This is a genomic window from Sorangium sp. So ce281 (assembly GCF_051527395.1).
GTDB lineage: Bacteria > Myxococcota_A > Polyangia > Polyangiales > Polyangiaceae > Sorangium > Sorangium cellulosum_B.
The window spans coordinates 8,384,734-8,402,477 of the sequence record NZ_CP150322.1 but is presented as its reverse complement, the minus strand read 5'-3'; the positions used below and the strand labels follow the sequence as shown (position 1 = coordinate 8,402,477).

Annotated in this window: 13 protein-coding genes; 5 read left to right on the top strand and 8 right to left on the bottom strand. The window is 71.2% G+C overall.

Annotated features, from left to right (window positions below):
* Positions 1-111: 111 nt before the first annotated feature.
* The 4 genes from WMF27_RS31935 to WMF27_RS31920 all read right to left on the bottom strand — a co-directional run bounded on the left by WMF27_RS31935 (position 112) and on the right by WMF27_RS31920 (position 5,585).
* Positions 112-705: a hypothetical protein gene (locus tag WMF27_RS31935; RefSeq protein ID WP_437765087.1), complete on the bottom strand. Its 594-nt coding sequence runs from the start codon at positions 703-705 to the stop codon at positions 112-114.
* A 12-nt stretch (positions 706-717) separates the two neighbouring features.
* Positions 718-1,308, bottom strand: coding sequence for a hypothetical protein (locus tag WMF27_RS31930; RefSeq protein WP_437765088.1), 591 nt, complete (start codon positions 1,306-1,308; stop codon positions 718-720).
* A complete protein-coding gene (locus WMF27_RS31925; RefSeq protein ID WP_437765089.1) occupies positions 1,305-2,543 on the bottom strand; it encodes a hypothetical protein in 1,239 nt (412 codons plus the stop codon). Before WMF27_RS31925 ends, WMF27_RS31930 begins: the two co-directional genes overlap by 4 nt.
* Positions 2,544-2,723: 180 nt before the next feature.
* Positions 2,724-5,585: an Hsp70 family protein gene (locus WMF27_RS31920; RefSeq protein WP_437765090.1), complete on the bottom strand. Its 2,862-nt coding sequence runs from the start codon at positions 5,583-5,585 to the stop codon at positions 2,724-2,726.
* 133 nt (positions 5,586-5,718) lie between these two features.
* Here WMF27_RS31920 and WMF27_RS31915 point away from each other — a divergent pair, with 133 nt between their 5' ends.
* The 4 genes from WMF27_RS31915 (at position 5,719) to WMF27_RS31900 (ending at position 11,382) form a co-directional block, all read left to right on the top strand.
* A complete protein-coding gene (locus WMF27_RS31915; RefSeq protein WP_080599074.1) occupies positions 5,719-6,228 on the top strand; it encodes an OmpA family protein in 510 nt (169 codons plus the stop codon).
* A 497-nt stretch (positions 6,229-6,725) separates the two neighbouring features.
* Positions 6,726-7,379 (top strand): hypothetical protein, encoded by a 654-nt coding sequence (locus WMF27_RS31910; RefSeq protein WP_437765091.1) that lies wholly within the window; start codon positions 6,726-6,728, stop codon positions 7,377-7,379.
* A gap of 223 nt (positions 7,380-7,602) precedes the next feature.
* Entirely contained in the window at positions 7,603-8,583 is a 981-nt protein-coding gene (locus WMF27_RS31905) for an aldo/keto reductase (RefSeq protein WP_437765092.1), read from the top strand.
* A 357-nt stretch (positions 8,584-8,940) separates the two neighbouring features.
* Positions 8,941-11,382, top strand: coding sequence for a GH36-type glycosyl hydrolase domain-containing protein (locus WMF27_RS31900; RefSeq protein WP_437765093.1), 2,442 nt, complete (start codon positions 8,941-8,943; stop codon positions 11,380-11,382).
* Positions 11,383-11,501: 119 nt separating this feature from the next.
* Here WMF27_RS31900 and WMF27_RS31895 read toward each other — a convergent pair whose 3' ends face one another.
* On the bottom strand, positions 11,502-12,860 hold the full coding sequence (locus WMF27_RS31895) for an amidohydrolase family protein (RefSeq protein WP_437943231.1): 1,359 nt from the start codon (positions 12,858-12,860) through the stop codon (positions 11,502-11,504).
* A gap of 778 nt (positions 12,861-13,638) precedes the next feature.
* On the opposite strand from WMF27_RS31895, the gene WMF27_RS31890 reads away from it, so the two are divergent.
* Positions 13,639-14,088 carry a hypothetical protein gene (locus WMF27_RS31890; protein ID WP_437943230.1) on the top strand — a complete coding sequence of 150 codons (450 nt, stop codon included), beginning with the start codon at positions 13,639-13,641 and terminating at the stop codon, positions 14,086-14,088.
* Positions 14,089-14,266: 178 nt separating this feature from the next.
* Here WMF27_RS31890 and WMF27_RS31885 read toward each other — a convergent pair whose 3' ends face one another.
* From WMF27_RS31885 to WMF27_RS31875, 3 genes are read right to left on the bottom strand one after another with little or no spacing between them, the layout of a single operon-like run.
* Positions 14,267-15,145 (bottom strand): transglutaminase family protein, encoded by an 879-nt coding sequence (locus WMF27_RS31885; RefSeq protein ID WP_437765096.1) that lies wholly within the window; start codon positions 15,143-15,145, stop codon positions 14,267-14,269.
* A gap of 17 nt (positions 15,146-15,162) precedes the next feature.
* A complete protein-coding gene (locus WMF27_RS31880) occupies positions 15,163-17,040 on the bottom strand; it encodes an Hsp70 family protein (RefSeq protein WP_437765097.1) in 1,878 nt (625 codons plus the stop codon).
* Positions 17,037-17,690 (bottom strand): DUF2760 domain-containing protein, encoded by a 654-nt coding sequence (locus WMF27_RS31875; RefSeq protein WP_437765098.1) that lies wholly within the window; start codon positions 17,688-17,690, stop codon positions 17,037-17,039. The genes WMF27_RS31880 and WMF27_RS31875 overlap by 4 nt, the downstream gene beginning before the upstream one ends.
* Between the last annotated feature and the right edge of the window lie 54 nt (positions 17,691-17,744).

Genomic DNA, 17,744 nt, shown 5'->3' with positions numbered 1-17,744 from the left:
GCGGTCGCGGGAGACATCGAGCCCACGCGTCCGCGCGACCTGTGCGCGTGACCGATGGACCTCCCGCGGCGCGAGACGTGGACCTCGCGTCCGGGGTAACACATCCGGCGCTCAGCGACGAAGTTTCTCCGGATCGCGCGCCCGTAGACCATGAAGAAAATAGTGGAGGATCTCCGCGGGCGCCAGCACTGGCGCGGGGAGCAAGAGATCGTCGTTGCCAGGATGGATGTGGCTGCGCAGCTCGCGGGTCTCGTTCTCGTGCCCAGGCTCATTCAGGTCGACGCGTATGAATCGCGGCGAATGCCCCGGCGGGAACACGATCTCGAAGTCATAGGCGATGAGTGATAAACGCTTCCTGCCGTCCCAGTTTACGGTGATGGTGAAGTGAATCCACGCGCCGTCACCGCGCACGAGATGTGCGCTCTCGGGTTCACGGCGGAAGTCCTTGACTCCACCGACGATGATGTGCGGACCTACCGCCGGTCGCTCCGGATCGTTTGGATTATCCTTGGGATCGAGCTTCACCCATTTGTTGATTTCGTTCTGTGAAGTGCCGAGGACGCTGATGCCGTCCACCTCGGCTTTGTGCGCTTCCAGGAGCACCGCCTTCAGCTCTAGAAGAAGCTGCTTCGGGGTGGTAGGCTCGAATTGCGGCCATGCGCCGACGACGCGCTCCTGGATCGTCTTCTCGTGCACCGAGAGCATGCCACGTTCTCCTCAGCGCCGGATCAGATCGCCTCTTCCGATGAGCACCAGCCACTCCGTGATATCGGGCTCCGGCGGCACGGTGCCCGCCTCGGCCCGCCGCACGAGTTCGTCGTCGTCGAAGCCGAAGTGCGCGCGAAGCGCGCCGAGCCGCTGCGCGCGCTGCTCGTCGCTCAACCCTTCCTCAGGGACGCCACGCCAGGCCGCGCTTGCGACCCAACTCCACAGGTTGGGCGCGTGCACCCGCATCCTCTCCACCGCCGGCTGCCCCAGCACCAGCAGCGCGGGAAGCGTCCTCTGAAGCCGGCTGCGGTTGGCGTCGATCCGCCGCCAGGCTTCAGGACTCAGCGCGTCGAAACCGTGGAGCACCAGCGCGCTCTGCGCATGCTCCCTCACCGCCTTCAGTAGCTCGCTGGGTGATGTGACCCGCACCGGCTCGACCGGCTCGTCGATCAGCGAGGCGAGCGTCTCTACCGCATCGGCAACCTCGATGTCCACGCGCTCCAGTCCGACCGCGAGCACAGCCCATGATGCCGGATCGTCCGCTAACTTTGCAGCGAGCGGCCACACCTCGGTCGGGTAGAGATCGACGCGTCGCGTCACGCTGCCTCTGGTATCGCATCGAGCAGCGGTGCGAGCGCTGGGTGTACGGCGAAGCGGCTCTCACCGTGGAGCACGACCCGGCCGGTCTCGAGGAGCGACAACTCGCGCTCGCCGCGGATCACGAAGCCTTTACCCCTCCGGATGTGGTGAAGCGTCTTGACCTGCTCGTCGTCGAGCCCAACAGCGAGGCTCCGACCGAAGGCATCGACGGCCTTGGCGACGTCTTCAAGCATGATTTGGTCGTGTCCGACCGAGTAGGCCTCCTGACCTGCGCGCTTGGCCAGGGCGATCAGGTCGCGCATCACACCGCCCGATGCACGTGCGAGCGGAGCGAGGCACTCGTCAGGTAACGCACCCGGCTCTGCCCGCTTCCGCAATACCTGGGTGAGAAAGGCAAGCCCGTCGGAGCTTGTAGGATCGTGGGCGATCAAGAAATGCGTCTGATCGAACAGATCGGTGATGGCTCGATCGGTTCCCGACATGAAGCGGACGGGACCGACCACTGCGACGCCGAGCCCGGCCGTCTTCAGGGCGCGCAGATCATACTTCACCGCCTCGCGAAAGCGCTCCGCGCTCGGAAGCCGATCGAGCGAATCGAATAGGAAGACGATGTGCTTTCCCTCACCAGGATAGATCGCGCGAATTGTGCGGAGATGCGTGGCCAGGAGCTTGAAGCTGGAAGGAAGCTGCTCATCCGGCGACACGATCACACCGGGAACATGCAAGTACTCTCCGTACGGTGCATCCTCGTCGAGCTCGGGCGGTTCGTCGTCATCGGGATAGGGCTCGTCAGCCACCCAGGTGCGGTAACCATGAGCGTGATGGCGAACAGCTTCGACGGCCTGCGCTAGCGGGCTCTTCGGTTCCGGGTCATAACGCTTGAGCACCTGTCGGACGAGCGACTGACCTGCGAGTGCGACCAGCACTCCTGAAAGACCGGAAGCATCAAGGTCATGACGCCGGCTCACATCGATGTACTCCGCTAGATCACCGGCCTCGGGTAGCGTGCTGCCCAGGCGCTCGGCCGCCATGAGCAGCTCGGATGTTTTCCCCGACCCGATGCCGCCGATGACGAGGTGGGTCGATGCTGGCTCCAGTTCGAGGCGCGTGGCAAGCTCGTCGGCCACGCTGCGGCCTGGTGGAGTCACGTAAAGCTTCTCCCGGAGCGCCGCCCCTGGGTCGGCGACCGGGTTCATGCGAGCCATGTAGGCCCGGAAGCGCTCGAGCCGTGTCATAGCCGGCAGTATGGCACGCGGCCCCATCCCTGGCCCAGCACCTGCCGCATGTCGGAGCACCTTGGACGGCAGCCCTTCTCTGGGCTAGCGCTGACGGAGGGGGGCACGGGCTGGGGTGGGGTTGCGCCGGGCTTCTCCCTTCCCGCTCGAGTCCTCCGACGAGAGTAAAGAACGACAATCCTACTCCCCCACGAGCCGCAGCCCCACCGGCAGCCCCTCTCCAAAGAACGCCGCGCGCTCGGACTCCTCGACGGCCACCACCTCGCGCACCGCGTTGACCCACGCCTCGGGCGCGCCCACCTTGACGAGCCGCCGCTCCACCTCGCCGCGGATCCGGTCCGAGACGTCGCGCGCCCGGTCCCCGGTCCTGCGCGCGAGCTGCACCGCGGCCGGCGCCGCCGACGGCAGCTCGTGCCACTTCTCGCGCAGCAGGTGGTCTATCCACCGCTCGGCCGCCGCCGGCGACACCACATGGTGGACGCTCGCGTAGGCCGGAACGCGCGCGCCGAGGCGGCCGATCGCCGCCCAGAGCCGCGCGTCGCGGTCGGTCCATGTGCGCTCCAGGATCCACGCGCCGAGCTCGCTCCGCCGGCCGGCGGGCACGCGCTCGAGCGACGCGCAGAGCTCGAGCAGATCGTCGAGCGCCTCCGGCTTCACCCCCTTCGGCTTCTTCAGCCGCTGCTCGGCCGGGGCCAGGAACGGATCCGCCAGGTCCCGGATCGCGACCTGCAGCGGCTCGTCGAGGCCGCCCGCGATGCGGCGCCAGGCGATCCAAAACTGCTGCCAGGAGCGCGCCTCCTGCGGGAACGCCAGCCGCTCGGCGAAGAGCGGCGCGAGCGCGGCGACGCGCGCCGGGTCGCCCGCGTCGCCGAACCCGGGGCGGAGGCAGTAGCCGGCGAGCGACCAGAACACGCGCTCGTGATCGGCCGAGCGCCGCCGCGAGCGCGCGCTCGGGACGAGGGTGTCGAGCAGCGCCCGCGCGGTCTCCGTCGTCCAGGTGGCGCGCTCCCCGAGGACGCGCTCGAGCTCGCGCACCAGGTTCTTCGCCTCCCGCGGCGCCACGTCGGGCCGCCCCTTGCCGAACACCCGCTCGATCGCCTCCCGGGCCTCGTCGAGGCGCTTGCCGCCCGGCGCCGCCGCGGCGTGAGGCCTCGCCTGCGCCCGCTCCGCCGGGGCGCCGCCCTCGGCCTCGGCGGCGCGCGCGCCGCGGCCGTCCTCGCGCAGCTGGAACGCCAGCCGGAAGCGGCGCGGCGCCGCGGCGTCCACCTCGACGCAGGCGAGATCCAGGGTGCCGATCGCGGTGAGCTCTCCCTCGATCTGCACCCGCACCTCCGCCTGCTTGCCGGTCGCGGCGCGCGCCGCGTCCCCCGCGTCGAACGCCACCGCGATCGGCGGCAGCGCCTCGAACCGGTCGTCCTCGAGGGGGACGAGGTCGCCCGCGCGATCGGCGCGCGCGTCGTCCGACGCGAACAGGTCGAACCGCACCGGGCGCCCCACGACGAGCGCGAAGGTCCGCCCGGCCGCCGCGTGGACGCTGCCCTCCTTCGCGCCGCGCGGCACGACGCAGACCGCTGGCCGCGGCGCCCCGCCGGCGGGCGGCTCGAGGCCGACGTAGTAGCCGCGCGCCGCGCCCCCCTCGATGCGCACGCCGCGGCCCGCGAGGGCGAGGCCGTACGCGACCGCGCCCCGCGCCACCGCGAGGTCGGGATCGGCGTGCGGGAGCAGATCGAGCGTCGGGCCGCCCCAGCGCTCGACGACCTGCGCGAGGCGCTCCGCGACGCGGCGGGCGCGGAAGACGCCGCCGTTCAGGAGCAGCGCGGTCGGCCCTCGCGCCTCCGGGGCGTGGCGCGCGAAGAACCAGGCCACGTGCCGGGTGATCGCGACGTCGCGCTCGTAGGGCAGGCCGAACGCGACGAGCCCGCTCCGCCCGCGCTGAGGCCGGGCGTCCCGCGGCGCGTCCGGGAAGAAGCCGTCCAGCACGACGCCCTCGACCTCGTCGCGGCCGAGGCGCGTCGTCAGCGCGCCGCCCACGAGCCGCGCGCCGTGCGAGAGCACCGTGACCGGCGCGTCGTCCGGCGGCGAAGGCGCGGCGCCGCCGGCGCCGCCGGACGAGGCCCCGCCGGCGAGCAGGCGCTCCTTGGCGGCGCGGCAGGCCAGCACAAGCTGGCCGAAGCGCGCCGGGTCGAGCTTCTCCCCTGCGCCCACGAGGCGCGGCTCGCAGAGGTGGGCGAGCGCCAGGTCCATGTTGTCGCCGCCGAGCAAGAGGTGGTGGCCGACCGCGACGCGGGAGACCTCGGGGTTGTCCTTGGCCGCGCCAGCGCCCCGAGCGACCCGGATGAGCGACAGATCCGTTGTGCCGCCGCCGACGTCGCAGACGAGGACCATCGCCTCGCCGCCCGAGCGATCGAGCAGGGCGTCGAGGCCCTCGGCGCCGGCGAGCCGCATGAAGTCGTAGAACGCGGCCTGCGGCTCCTCGAGGAGCCGCACCGAGAGGCCGGCGCGGCGGGCGGCCTCGACCGTGAGCTCGCGCGCGACCTCGTCGAACGAGGCCGGCACGGTGAGCACGACCTCCTGCGCCGCGAGCGGGCGCTCCGGGAAGGCGTCGTCCCAGGTGCGCCGCACGTGGGCGAGGATCCGGGCGCTCGCGTCGAGCGGCGAGACGCGCGGCAGGGCGGCCGCCTCCTCGGCCGCGCCCCAGGGCAGGATGGGCGCCGTGCGGTCGACGGCGGGGTGGCAGAGCCAGCTCTTCGCCGAGGCGACGAGCCGCCCGGGGATCTCGCCGCCGCGCCGGCGCGCGTGCTCGCCGATCGCGAAGGGCGCGTCGCCGAACGGATCGGCGGGCGCCTCGCCGGGCAGGGGCGCGTAGAGCAGGGACGGCAGCAGCGGGCGCGCCTCGACCTCGGTGGCGGTCACGAGCTGCGGGATCGAGAAGACGCGGATCGCGCCGGGATCGGCGTCGCGCTCGGCCCACGCCACGACGGTGTGCGTGGTGCCGAGGTCGATTCCGACGATCAGGCTCGGGCTCTTCGCGGGGGCGGACATGCGTGCGCGCAGCAACGATACTGGATCGCCGCGGCGCATTCCGCAGGTCCGGCGCGCCGCCGCGCCGGCTCGCGCGCGCCCCGGCGCGCTTCTTCCGGTTCTTCCGGGCGATTCCCCGTGCTAGAGCCGCGAAATGCGAGCGAACCGAGCGATCTGGCTTGTGGTCCTGGGCGCCCTTGCGGCGGGGTGCGGGTCGGCGAAGACCGAGATGTCGGTGGCGGCGAGCGCGGCGCCGCCGCCGCCTCCTCCTCCCGTGGCCGTCCAGCCGGCGGCGCCTGCCGAGGCGGTCATCGAGGGGGATCGCATCAAGATCGCCCGGCCGATCTTCTACGACCTCGACAAGGACGAGATCCGGCCGGAGTCGTTCTCGGTCCTCGACGCGGTGGCGAACATCCTGCGGACCCACCCGGAGATCACCGCGCTCACGGTCGAGGGCCACACGGACAACCAGGGCAGCGTGGAGCACAACATCAAGCTGTCCGAGCGCCGTGCGAACGCCGTCGTCCGCTACCTCGTCCAGCGCGGCGTCGCGACGCCGATGACGGCGCCGGGGTACGGCGCCGGCGCGCCGCTCTGCTTCACGAACGACGAGGGCTGCCGCGCCATGAACCGGCGCGTGGAGTTCCGCATCAAGTCGAAGTGACCGGCCGGCGGCCGATCGAGGCCGCCCGCTCGTCGCTCCGGCTCCGACACGCCCGTCCCCGCGCCTGAACCCGAGCCACCCGGGCGCCGGAACGACAGGCCAGGTTACCACAGACCCTCAATCGAAATCGACTGATTTCGTCGGCGTGTGACGCGTGTGACGCGTGTCACGCGTTGTGCGGGGCGGCGGTCGCGAGGTTTGTCGTGAGGATGCCTGTCCTTCTGTGCGCCTGTGGGACAAGGGACTCCCAAAGATGCTTGTGCTGCAAATTTGTATTGAACGGCGCCTCTCGATCGTACTTAATCTATCGCGGGAATCCGCGCGCTAGATGCGACGCGCCAGGTCGAGCAACTCACTGCATTGCAAGGTGGATCATGGCGAGCGTTCGTCGTCGTATGCTGGAGATCGCTTGTCTCGTCCTTCCGGGGCTCGCGTGGCTTTCGCCGCGCACCGCCGATGCGCATCACGCCGACCATCTCAGGTGGGCGGAGAGCCTCGTGGACAACATCAGCCCTGAGAACAACGAATACAACTCGAGCCCCAGCTTCATCAGCTGGGCTGGCGTGGCCGGCGCGCGGCGCTACGCGAACCGGACGCAGTGCGCCACCTTCCTGACGGAGCTGCTCAAGCGGGGCTACGGCTTCACCGAAGCGTCGCTCAACCGCTGGCTGGGCAGCCGGAGCCCGAGCGCGGCCGCCTACTACGACGCCATCGTCGAGGAGAACGGATTCGAGAGGATCCACGACCCCAAGGACGCGCGCGCCGCCGACATCATCGCCATCCGCTACCCCGCTGGCGACTCGTCGACCGGGCACGTCGCGATCCTCCGCCGGGCGCCGAGGGCGAAGCTCCCCGTCAGGCCCCTCGTCGCGGGCACATTCCAGTTCGAGGTGAGCATCGTCGACTCGACGAGCACGCACCACGGCTCGTCCGACTCCAGGTACGCCTCGAGCGGCCGGGGGGCCTCCGGCGCCGGCTACGGGACGATGCGGCTCTACACGAACACCTCGGAGACCATCGTCGGGCACACCTGGAGCACGGCCGCCGTCACGGCCTATTACCCCACGACGGTGCGCCAGGTGGTGATTGGCAGGCTGGTGTTCGAGGACGACGATCGGTCGGACGACGCCGACGCCGACGACCGGTGGTAGCGAGGGGCCGACGGCCACTTCCGCGTGTTCAAGGCTCGTCGCTGACGGATGCCCCTCGCTCGGCTGCACGCTGAAGACGGCGTCCGCCCCCCCCCGGGCCGCGGCCCCGATGAGGAGAGCGGCGCACCCGCCGCCGCTCGCCCGAGCCGTGGGATCTGCGTGGATCCAGGCCTCGGTTTACGTTCGACCCGTCGGTTGGTAGAGTCCTCTCCAGGAGGGCCGTATGCGCGAGCCGAGCGAGACGGGAAGTGCCGACGGTGGCCGTCGTGGCGTGCTGGGAGCGGTCGCCACGACCGCAGCGGCCGCGGCGATCGGGGCAGCCGGCTGCCCGTCGCCTGCCGCGCCTGCGTCGCCTGCGGCCGGCGAAGCGCCGGCGCGCACGCTCGGGCGGACCGGCGCGCAGGTGGAGCCGGTGTCGCTCGGGGGCGAGGGGATCCTCCGGACGACCGGCCGCCACCGCGAGGCGGTGCCCGTGATCCTGGAGGCCCTGCGCCTCGGGGTCAGGTATTGCGACACCTCGCCTGCATACCAGCAGAGCCAGGACTACTACGGTGAGGCCTTCCGCGCCGCCGGCCCCAAGGCGCGCGAGCAGGTCTTCCTCGCCTCCAAGACCCACGCGCGCGATCGCGACGGCGCGCTGCGGCTGCTCGACGACAGCCTGCGTCGGCTCGGGACAGACCACCTCGATTCATGGCAGCTGCACGATCTGCGGGAGCTCGAGGAGCTCGACGCCATCTTCGGCAAGCGAGGCGCCATCGAGGCCGTGGAGCAGGCCAGGGCGGACGGCCGCGTGCGCCACGTCGGGATCACCGGCCACCACGACCCGCGGATCCTCCTGGAGGCGATGCGGCGTTATCCTGTGGATACCGTGCTCTGCGCGGTCAACCCCGCAGATCCGGCGCGGCTCCCGTTCCTGACGACCGTGGTCGAGGAGGCGCGGCGGCGCGGCGTCGGCGTCATCGGCATGAAGATCATGGCCGCGGGCCGCCTGCTCCAGGATCGCGCCGCGAGCGCGACCGAGCTCATCCGCTACGCGGCGAGCCACGCCGACACGGTGATCATCGGCTGCTCGTCGATCGCCGAGGTGCGCGAGAACCTGGGCGCGCGGTCCCTCTCCCTCCCGATGCCGCCCGCCGAGCGCGCCGCGCTGGAGGCGCGCGTCGCGCCGCGCGCCGGCCGTTACGACACGTTCAAGGCCGGTTGAAGCGGCGGATACGCGGCTCCGCGAGCGAGGCGCGGCCCGCGGAGCTGCGGTGTGTCAAATTATTCCTTCACTGCAATCCTGGGTTGTCTGCCACACACGAGCCATGCGCCAGCACGCAACAGAGCGCAACAGAGCGCGACGGAGCGCGACGGAGTGCGACGGAGCGCGGCGTTCTTCCTGGCAAAACGCCGGCGAGCGCGCCCCCAGGCCCCGTTGACAAGCGGAGGCGCAGGGGTCTAGAGTGGCGGCCTCTGAGCTCGCTCGGAGCCCCAGGCCTGACAATCATCGGCTTATCCGACCCGGGGCAGCGCTGCCTCCGGGTTTTTTTCTGTCGCTATCCACGGAGACCGCGCGTCCATGAGCAATCAGTACGGCCACTTCGACGACGAGAGCCGCGAGTACGTCATCACCCGGCCCGACACGCCGCTGCCCTGGCTCAACTACCTGGGCTCGGACGAGATGTTCGGCCTCTGCACCAACACGGCGGGCGGCTACACGTTCTGGAAGGACGCCAAGCTGCGCCGGCTCACGCGCTACCGGTACAACAACGTGCCCATGGATCTCGGCGGGCGCTACCTGTACGTGAACGACGGCGGGGTCGTGTGGAACCCCATGTGGAAGCCCCTCAAGACGGCCCTCGATCGCTACGAGTGCCGCCACGGCCTGGGCTACACGAAGATCACGGGCGAGAAGAACGGCGTCGAGGTGGAGGTGCTCTACTTCATCGTTCCCGGCGAGAACGTGGAGATCTGGCGCACCCGGGTCACCAACAAGAGCGGCTCGAAGAAGGACATCCAGCTCTTCTCCTATCAGGAGTTCTGCTTCTTCGAGGCGCTCAACGACATGACGAACTACCAGCGCACCTACTCCATCGGCGAGGTGGAGATCGAGGGGAGCGCCATCTATCACAAGACCGAGTTCCGCGAGCGCCGCTCCCATTACACGCTCTTCGCCTGCACGCGCGCCATCGACGGGTTCGACACGAGCCGTGACGCCTTCTGCGGCAGCGTCCACCACGGCCTCCACGAGGCCCAGGTGCCGGCCAGGGGGAAGGCCACGAACTCCAAGGCGTTCGGCTGGAACCCGATCGGCAGCCACCAGGTGAGCCTCTCGCTCGAGCCCGGCGCGAGCGAGACGATGAGCTTCGTGCTCTCGTACGTGGACCACGGGGACCTGCCCAAGTTCAAGGCGCCCTTCGTCCTGAACAAGCAGAAGGGCAAGGAGATCCTCGCCAAGTACTCGGCGCCCGGCGTCGTGGACGGCGCGTTCGCCCAGCTGAAGGCGGACTGGGCCGGGATCCTCTCGAACTTCCAGGCCGACTGCCCGGACGAGCACGCGACTCGCATGCTCAACACATGGAATCAGTACCAGTGCATGGCGACCTTCAACCTCTCTCGGTCGGCCAGCATGTACGAGACCGGCATCGGCCGGGGCATGGGCTTCCGCGACTCGAACCAGGATCTCCTGGGCTTCGTGCACCTCGTCCCCGAGCGCGCCCGCCAGCGCATCCTCGACATCGCGGCCACCCAGCTCAGCGACGGCACCTGCTACCACCAGTACCAGCCGCTGACGAAGAAGGGGAACGCCGACATCGGCGGCGACTTCTACGACGATCACCTGTGGCTGATCCTCTCCACGTGCGCGTACATCAAGGAGACCGGCGACAAGGGCATCCTCAAGGAGGCCGTGGGCTACGCCGACAAGCCGGGCTCCAAGGAGGACCTCCTTCACCACCTGGAGACGTCCATCGCCTACACGATGAAGAAGCGGGGCCCGCACGGCCTGCCGCTGATCGGCCACGCGGACTGGAACGACTGCCTCAACCTGAACTGTTTCAGCACCGAGCCCAACGAGAGCTTCCAGACCGCGGGCGACGTGAAGGACTCGAAGGCCGAGTCCGTGATGATCGCCGGCCTCTTCCTCTATGCCAGCCGCGAGATGGCCGCCCTGTACGACTGGATGGGCCAGAAGTCCGACGCGGCGCGCATGCGTGAGCAGTACGCCGAGATGCTGGCCGTGGTCGAGAAGGAGGCCTGGGACGGCGAGTGGTACCGCCGCGCCTACGACGCCGAGAGCCGGCCGGTCGGGAGCAAGGAGAACGAGGAGGGGAAGATCTTCATCGAGAGCCAGGGCTGGTGCGTCCTGGGCGGCGCCGGCGCGGACAACGGCCGCGCCAAGCAGGCGATGGAGAGCGTGCACAAGCACCTCTACACGAAGAACGGCATCGTTCTGCAGCAGCCCGCGTACTCGACCTATCACCTCGAGCTCGGCGAGGTCACCTCGTATCCGCCGGGCGTGAAGGAGAACGCGGGCATCTTCTGCCACAACAACACATGGATCCACCTCGGCTGGTGTCTCCTGGGCGAAGGGGAGCGCGCGCTGGAGTACTATCTCTCCATCTGCCCCTCGGCCAAGGAGAGCCAGATCGAGACCTATCGCGCCGAGCCCTACGTCTATGCGCAGATGATCGCCGGCAAGGACGCCCCGGTCTTCGGTGAGGCCAAGAATGCCTGGCTCACCGGCACCGCGGCCTGGACGTTCGTGTCCGTCAGCCAGGGGATCCTCGGCGTGCAGCCCCAGTACGACGGCCTGAAGCTGGATCCCTGCGTGCCCAAGGCGTGGAAGAGCTTCTCCATCTCCCGCCGCTTCCGCGGCGCCACCTACGAGATCAGCGTCAAGAACTCGGGGGTGTGCAAGGGCGTGAAGAAGCTGACCGTGGACGGCAAGACCGTCGCGGGGAACGTGATTCCCCTGTCGCCGGTCGGCTCGACGGTGCGCGTCGAGATCGAGATGGGCTGAAGGCCCTCTGTCGGAGCGCGCCGCGCGATGGCGGCGGCGCGCTCCGCGTGCGCTCGTCCTGTCCGCGCAACTGCACGTAACGCGCGCGCCGAGCCCGCGGCGGCGAGCGCGCGTGCGGCTCACTCGGCCTGGGCTGGGCCGACCCACCTCCCGTTCAGCATGACCCGCTTCACGCGCCGCATCGCCCGGATGTCCGCGAGCGGGTCGCCTTCGATCAGGACGAGGTCGGCGAGCTTGCCCGGCTCGACGCTGCCGAGCCGGTCGTCGGCCCGGAAGTACCTGGCGTTCTCCAGCGTGCCAGCGACGAGGACCTCCATGGGCGAGAGGCCGCTCTCGACGAGCAGCTCCATCTCGTGCTGGTAGGCCCACCCTCGCTCGGCGCCCGGCGCCTTGCCGTGGGAGCCGACGACCACCCGCACCCCGGCGCGGCGCGCCGCGAGGGTGAGCTTCATCATGTTCTCGAAGCCGCGCACCTGGGTCTCCGTCGCGCCCGCGTCGCCGGCGCGGCGCTCGAAGATGGCGAGCGTCGGGGTGAGGAAGGTGCCCCGCGCCGCGAGCAGCCCGAGCAGCGCTCGGGTCCGCGGCGCGCCGAGGGAGATGCCGCGAAAGATCTCGAAGCGCCCCGGAAAGCGCGCATCGTTGTCGGCGATCACCGACTGGCGGTAGCGCTCCGCCTCGCGCGGCGGCACGAGGGCCGTGCCGAGCGACGTGATGTGCTCGATGCCGTCGAGCCCGGCGCGGACCGCGGCCGCGGCGTCCACGGTCTCGAGGTGCGCGACGGCGATCACCCCGCGCGCGTGCGCGGCCTTGGCGACCTCCTCGACGAGCCCGAGGGGCAGGCGGAAATAGACCTTGATCGCCGACGCCCCGCGCTCGACCAGCTGATCGACGGCCCAGCGCGCCTCGGCCGCGTCGCGCACCAGCATCGCGCTCTCCGGATAGGCCGGATACGGCGCGTCGAGCAGCGGCCCCGCCAGGAAGAGCCGCGGCGTCGGGCCGAGCTTGCGGGCGGCGTCGTACGCCTCGATCCAGCTCCCCGGCTCGCGCAGCGAGGTGACGCCGCGCTGCAGGACGACGCCGGGCAGCCCGTCGTCGCCGTCGAGGTGGAAGTGCGCGTCGATGAGGCCGGGCAGCACCGAGAGCCCCGCGCCGGGGACGACCTCCGCGCCGGCCGGGACGTCGGTGGCGCCGCGCGCGCCCGCGGCGACGATGCGGTCGCCGCGGATCACGACGACGGCGTCGCGCACCGGCGGCCCTCCCCGGCCGTCGATGAGCGTGGCCCCGACGATCGCCGCGCAGCGCGCGGCGTCCGGCCGCGCGACGGCGTTGATCTCCCGTGGGGGCGGGGGCTTCGGCTGCCCTTCCGGCGAGGGCCATTGCACGGACGTGCTCGCGCAGGCGCACAGGCCCGCGAGCGTCGCCGCCAGACACACGCGCAACACGCGCAACACGCGCAACACGCGCAACCGAATGCCCATCGTGCCCTCCCCCCGTGACGCGCGACGAGCCCCGCGCGTCGCCGTCGCTCCGCGGCGCGCGTGGGGCCGTATCGCTGGCGCCCGTCGCGCGCGATGGCAGCGCGAGGCCGGGCTCTGCGATCGCGCGCGACGCAGGCGCCGCGGCTCTGATCATAGCAGATCCGTGCTCCAGGGCCGCTGTCACGAGCGCTTTCCAACTTCCACCTTCAAGTCGTCGAAGTCGAAGGCGCGCGCGCTCCCGGCGACGTCCGCCGCCATCTCCAGATTCGCTCGAGGCATCGAGATGGCGCAGCGCTGCGGTCAGCGCGCGGCGCGGGCGGCGGCGATCCCGGTGACGGCCTGGCGTTCCGTGGAGCACAAGGAGGCTCGGAACTCGCGACTTGCAGGATTCGGTGCCACGCTCGCGGCGAGCGTGAGCCGCGAGCCCCCCGCCACGGCGATGCGCGCGACGCGCGATTTCGGTGCTGTTCCGTCAGGACGTCGGAGTCAGGCGATCCCCGAGCCGCGGGCGCTGGTGGGCTCGTCCGCAACGCGCATGCCATGGTGTTTGGGGTCGCTCGACCGGGCGAGGCGCGGACAGCTGTTTTCGCGCGTCGCATGGAAGATAGTTGAGCGTCACAGCCTGGGTGGAGTAGTGTGCCGCCGCCGGCACGCGGGGGTTGTCGCGACCGGCGAGTCCCCTTGGGACTGACAGACGAAGCGACGATCGACGACGGGCGCTCGTTCGAGCGCGCCGGAGGACACCATGCGTAACATGAATCTTGTCAGCATTGGCTCGATGGCCCTCATCCTTGGCGCGACCGCCTTCTCCGCGGGGTGCGGGGACGACACCGAGACGACGGGCTCGGGCGGCGGGGCCACCGCGAGCAGCACGACCGGCGAGGGCGGCGGCGGCGGCACGGGCGGCAGCGGCGAGGGCGGCAGCGGCGAGGGCGGTGCCGGCGGCACGGGCGGCGGCGAGGACTGCGTGACCTGCTCGGCGCCCCTCCTCACCGAGGCTGATCCGGCGGACCTGTGCGAGTCCTCGATGCCGAAATACCAGGCGGTTACGCAGTGTATCTGCGAGACGTGTGGCGCGGCGGAGGGCGACCCCTGCTTTGCCGCGTGCGACCCGGAGACGGACGTACCAGCGGACGCCGAGTGCCAGGCGTGCGGCACCGCGGCGGCCACCACCGCTGAGGGCGCGTGCATCGAGCAGGGCACCGACTGTCTCCAGGACGGCCAGTGATCGCGACGCGCCGAGGTCTCGCGGATCCGTCCGAGCGACCTTCGGCGATTCGCGCTGCGGCCGCAGGGAGGGGCGGGAAGCCTGCCTCGCCCGCGGCCGTCGTTTCGCGCTCTCCGCTGTCGCTGTGGGCTCGTTGCGACAGGCGCCTGTCGGTGCGCGGGCGATCCCGCGGAGAGACCTAGTCGACCTCGCTCACCGTCACATCCACGTTCATTGTCTCGGCGGCGGCGGTGTAGAGCGTCCCCGCTGTCGGCGTTGCGTCCATGTAGTTGCGGCCGTAACCGACCCGCACGTGGTCGAGGCTGGCCAGCACGCCGTTCGTGGGGTCGAACCCCTTCCAGCCGATGTTCGGGATGTAGAGCTGCACCCACGCGTGGGTCGCGTCGGAGCCGGCGCGGCTCGCGCCGACGTTGCCGGTATAGACGTATCCGCACACGTAGCGCGCCGGAATGCCGAGCAGCCGCGCCATGCAGATGAACAGGTTCGCGAAATCCTGGCAGACGCCGCGCCGGTTCACGAAGACGTCATACGGGGTGGTCGCGAGGTTCGTCGAGCCCGGCACGTACCGGTATTCGCGGAAGAGCGTCAGGTTGAGCGCGAAGAGCGTCTCCATCAGGTCCGCGTCGTTCTGCTCGACGAACGACATGGCGTAATCGAAGAGCTCCTGGAGCTGGGTGTCGGGGAGCTCCGCCGGGCGCACGTACGGCGCGATGAGCGCCTGCTCCCAGGGCATCCAGACGAGGGGGAACGCGGGCCGGATCGTCTTCTTCGCGAACGCGAACGGATCGGCGTCGCGGAGCTCCACGATCGAGTCGGCCGAGATCGTCAGCGCGGTATACGGGGCGGTGATCTCGAAGCGTGTGACCCGGTTCCCGAAGACGTCCTCGAACTCCACGGTCGACACGTTGGGATCGATCGTGAGCGTGTGCGAGAGCACCCGTTGATCCCAGTCGTGCACCGGGCAGAGATGCAGCTTGTGCACGCTGCGCTCCACCGGGCGATCGTAGGTATATCTCGTCGAATGGACGACCCGGAGCCTGCGAATCGCCGGTGCCATGTCGGGCACCCCCGCGCTCACGCCTCGGCGCGCACCGACAGCTCGATCCGCCAGCGCTCGTTCGGCTTCTGCGCCTCGCGGGGGATCGCCTCCAGGAGCAGCGTCCCCACCTCGGTGACCGACGCGCGCAGCCGCACTGGCACCATGTCGCCCTCCCGGCGGCCCTCCGCGGGCAAGGTGACCTCGATCGGCGAGAGCTCCTCGAGCTCTCCGGGCTTCCAGTCCTCGAGCTCGGTCCCGGCCTGGTCATCCCGGCGCACCGACGAGCTGAAGAAGCGGAAGCGCACCGGCTCGCCGACCACCACGCTGAACTCCTGCGGCGGCAGCGTCGCCTCGGTGCCTTCCTCCATGCCGAACGGCGCGAGGCAGAGCGCCGTGATCGGCGGCTCCAGGCCGGGCACCGCGGGAACGGCCCCCTCGATGCCCACGTAGTAGGCCCGCGCCGTCCCGCCGCGGATCCGGAGCCCGCGGCCGCGCCGCGCGAGGCCGTAGGCGGCGGCGCCGCGCGCGACGGCGAGATCCAGGTCGTCGCTCGGGAGCACCCGCGGCCGGGGCGCGCCGTCCTGCTCGAGCCACGCGCCGAGCGTCGCGACGAGCCGCTCGCGCAGCGCCGCGCTCTTCATGACGCCCCCGTTGAAGAGCACCGCCGTCGGGTGCAGGAGGAGCGGCGCGCGGCCGGGCTCGGCGTTCGCGCCTCCCTGCGGGGCGAAGCCCGGAAGCTTCGACGTCGCGCCGGCCTGCCGCCCCAGGAACGCGGCCAGGTGGCGGGTGATCGCCGGGTCCTGCGCGTACGGGAGGCCGAGCTGCGTCAGGCCGGCGCGCGCGCGGGTCGCGGGGCGCGCGGACGAGGGGACCTCGGGGAAGAACCCGTCCACGAGCGTCCGGGTGATCTCGTCGCGCGTGAGCTCGGTCCGGATCGCCGCCCCGAGCAGCTTCGAGCCGCGGCCGGCGATCGCGATCGGCGCCTCGCTGATCGACGGATCGCCGAGCAGCCGCTCCTTCGCGACGCGCGCGGCGTGGGTGAGCGACGTCATCTGCCAGCGATCGAGCTCCTTGCCCTCGGCGGCGAGCTTCGCCTTCACGACGTGCGCGAGCGCGAGGTCCATGTTGTCGCCGCCGAGCAGGATGTGGTCGCCGACCGCCACGCGGACGAGCTCGAGCGAGCCGTCGCGCGGGACCGCGGCGATCGCGGAGAAGTCGGTGGTCCCGCCGCCGACGTCGATCACGAGCAGCACGTCGCCCGGGTGGAGGTGCTTGCGCCACGCCTCGCCGGCCGCGTCGATCCAGGCGTACACGGCGGCCTGCGGCTCCTCGAGCAGGGTGAGATCCTCGAACCCCGCGGCGCTCGCCGCCTCGACGGTGAGATCGCGCGCGGCGGCGTCGAACGACGCGGGCACCGTGATCACGATCTCCTGCTTCGCGAGGGCGAGCGCCGGATCGTCCTTCGCGAACAGGTGATCCCACGCCTCGGTGAGGTGCTCGAGGTACCGCCACGACGCCTCGACGGGCGAGATCTTCTCGATGTCCTCGGGCGCGCCGAGCGGGAGCGTCGATCCGCGCCGGTCGATGCCAGCGTGGCTGAGCCAGCTCTTCGCGCTCGAGATGAGGCGCGCCGGCGCGTCGATGCCGCGCGCGCGGGCGTGCTCGCCGACGGCGAAGCGCCGCTCGGCGTCCCAGGGCAGCGCCTGGGGGCCCTCGCTCTCGTGGGGGATGTACATGAAGGAGGGCAGGAGCGGTCGCGCCTCGAGCGTCCCCTGCGCCACGAGCTGCGGCGCGGCCATCACCTCGGGCGACGGCGTGAGCCGCGCGTCGGCTCCGTCCTCGGGCAGGCGCGCGTAGGCGAGCGCGCAGTGGGTGGTGCCGAGATCGATGCCGATGATGTAGCGCGCGCTCATAGCTCGACCTCCGCGGGGGCGATGATGCTGGCGTCGTGGCCGGCGACCGGCGTCGGCAGCGAGACGTCGTCGGCGCGCCAGCCCCGGTGGCGCAGCACCCCTCTGTAGGGCGCGGTCCCGGACACGTTGCCGATCAGCTTGATCTCGGAGGGGTTGTAGCCGGCCTCGAGCGTCACCTTCTCCCCCTCGTCCTCGCGCCGCACGGGCGCGAGCTTCGCGTGGCTGCGCAGCGCCTTGCGGCAGCCCTCGTGGACCATCCTCGCCGCCACGCCGACGTCCGCGTCGCCGAACGAGGCGATGTCCTGCTCGAGGAAATCGACGAGCCGCCCCTCGCGCTGGAGCAGCGAGAGCAGCTGGAGCGCCGAGCTCACCGCGGGCGCGGCGTGCGGCGCGGGGGCGGCGACCGGCGCGGGGGCGGGCTCGCTCGCCGCAGCCGCGGCGGCCTCGGGGGCCGCGGGCGCACCGCCTGCGCGATCTCGCTCGAGCCGACGCGGCTCAGCGCGCTCGGCCGGCGGCAGGGCGGCGACCGCCCCGCGCGCCTGCCAGGCCCGCGCGGCGAACTGGGAATCGAACAGCACGCGGAAGAAGCAGGCGAAGGCGAACCAGAGCCGCGTGGACCAGGGGAGGGGGGGATCGTGGAGGTCGGCCACGGCGAGAGCCTAACGCCGAGCGTGGGGATCGGCACAGAGACCGGCGCGCGGGGC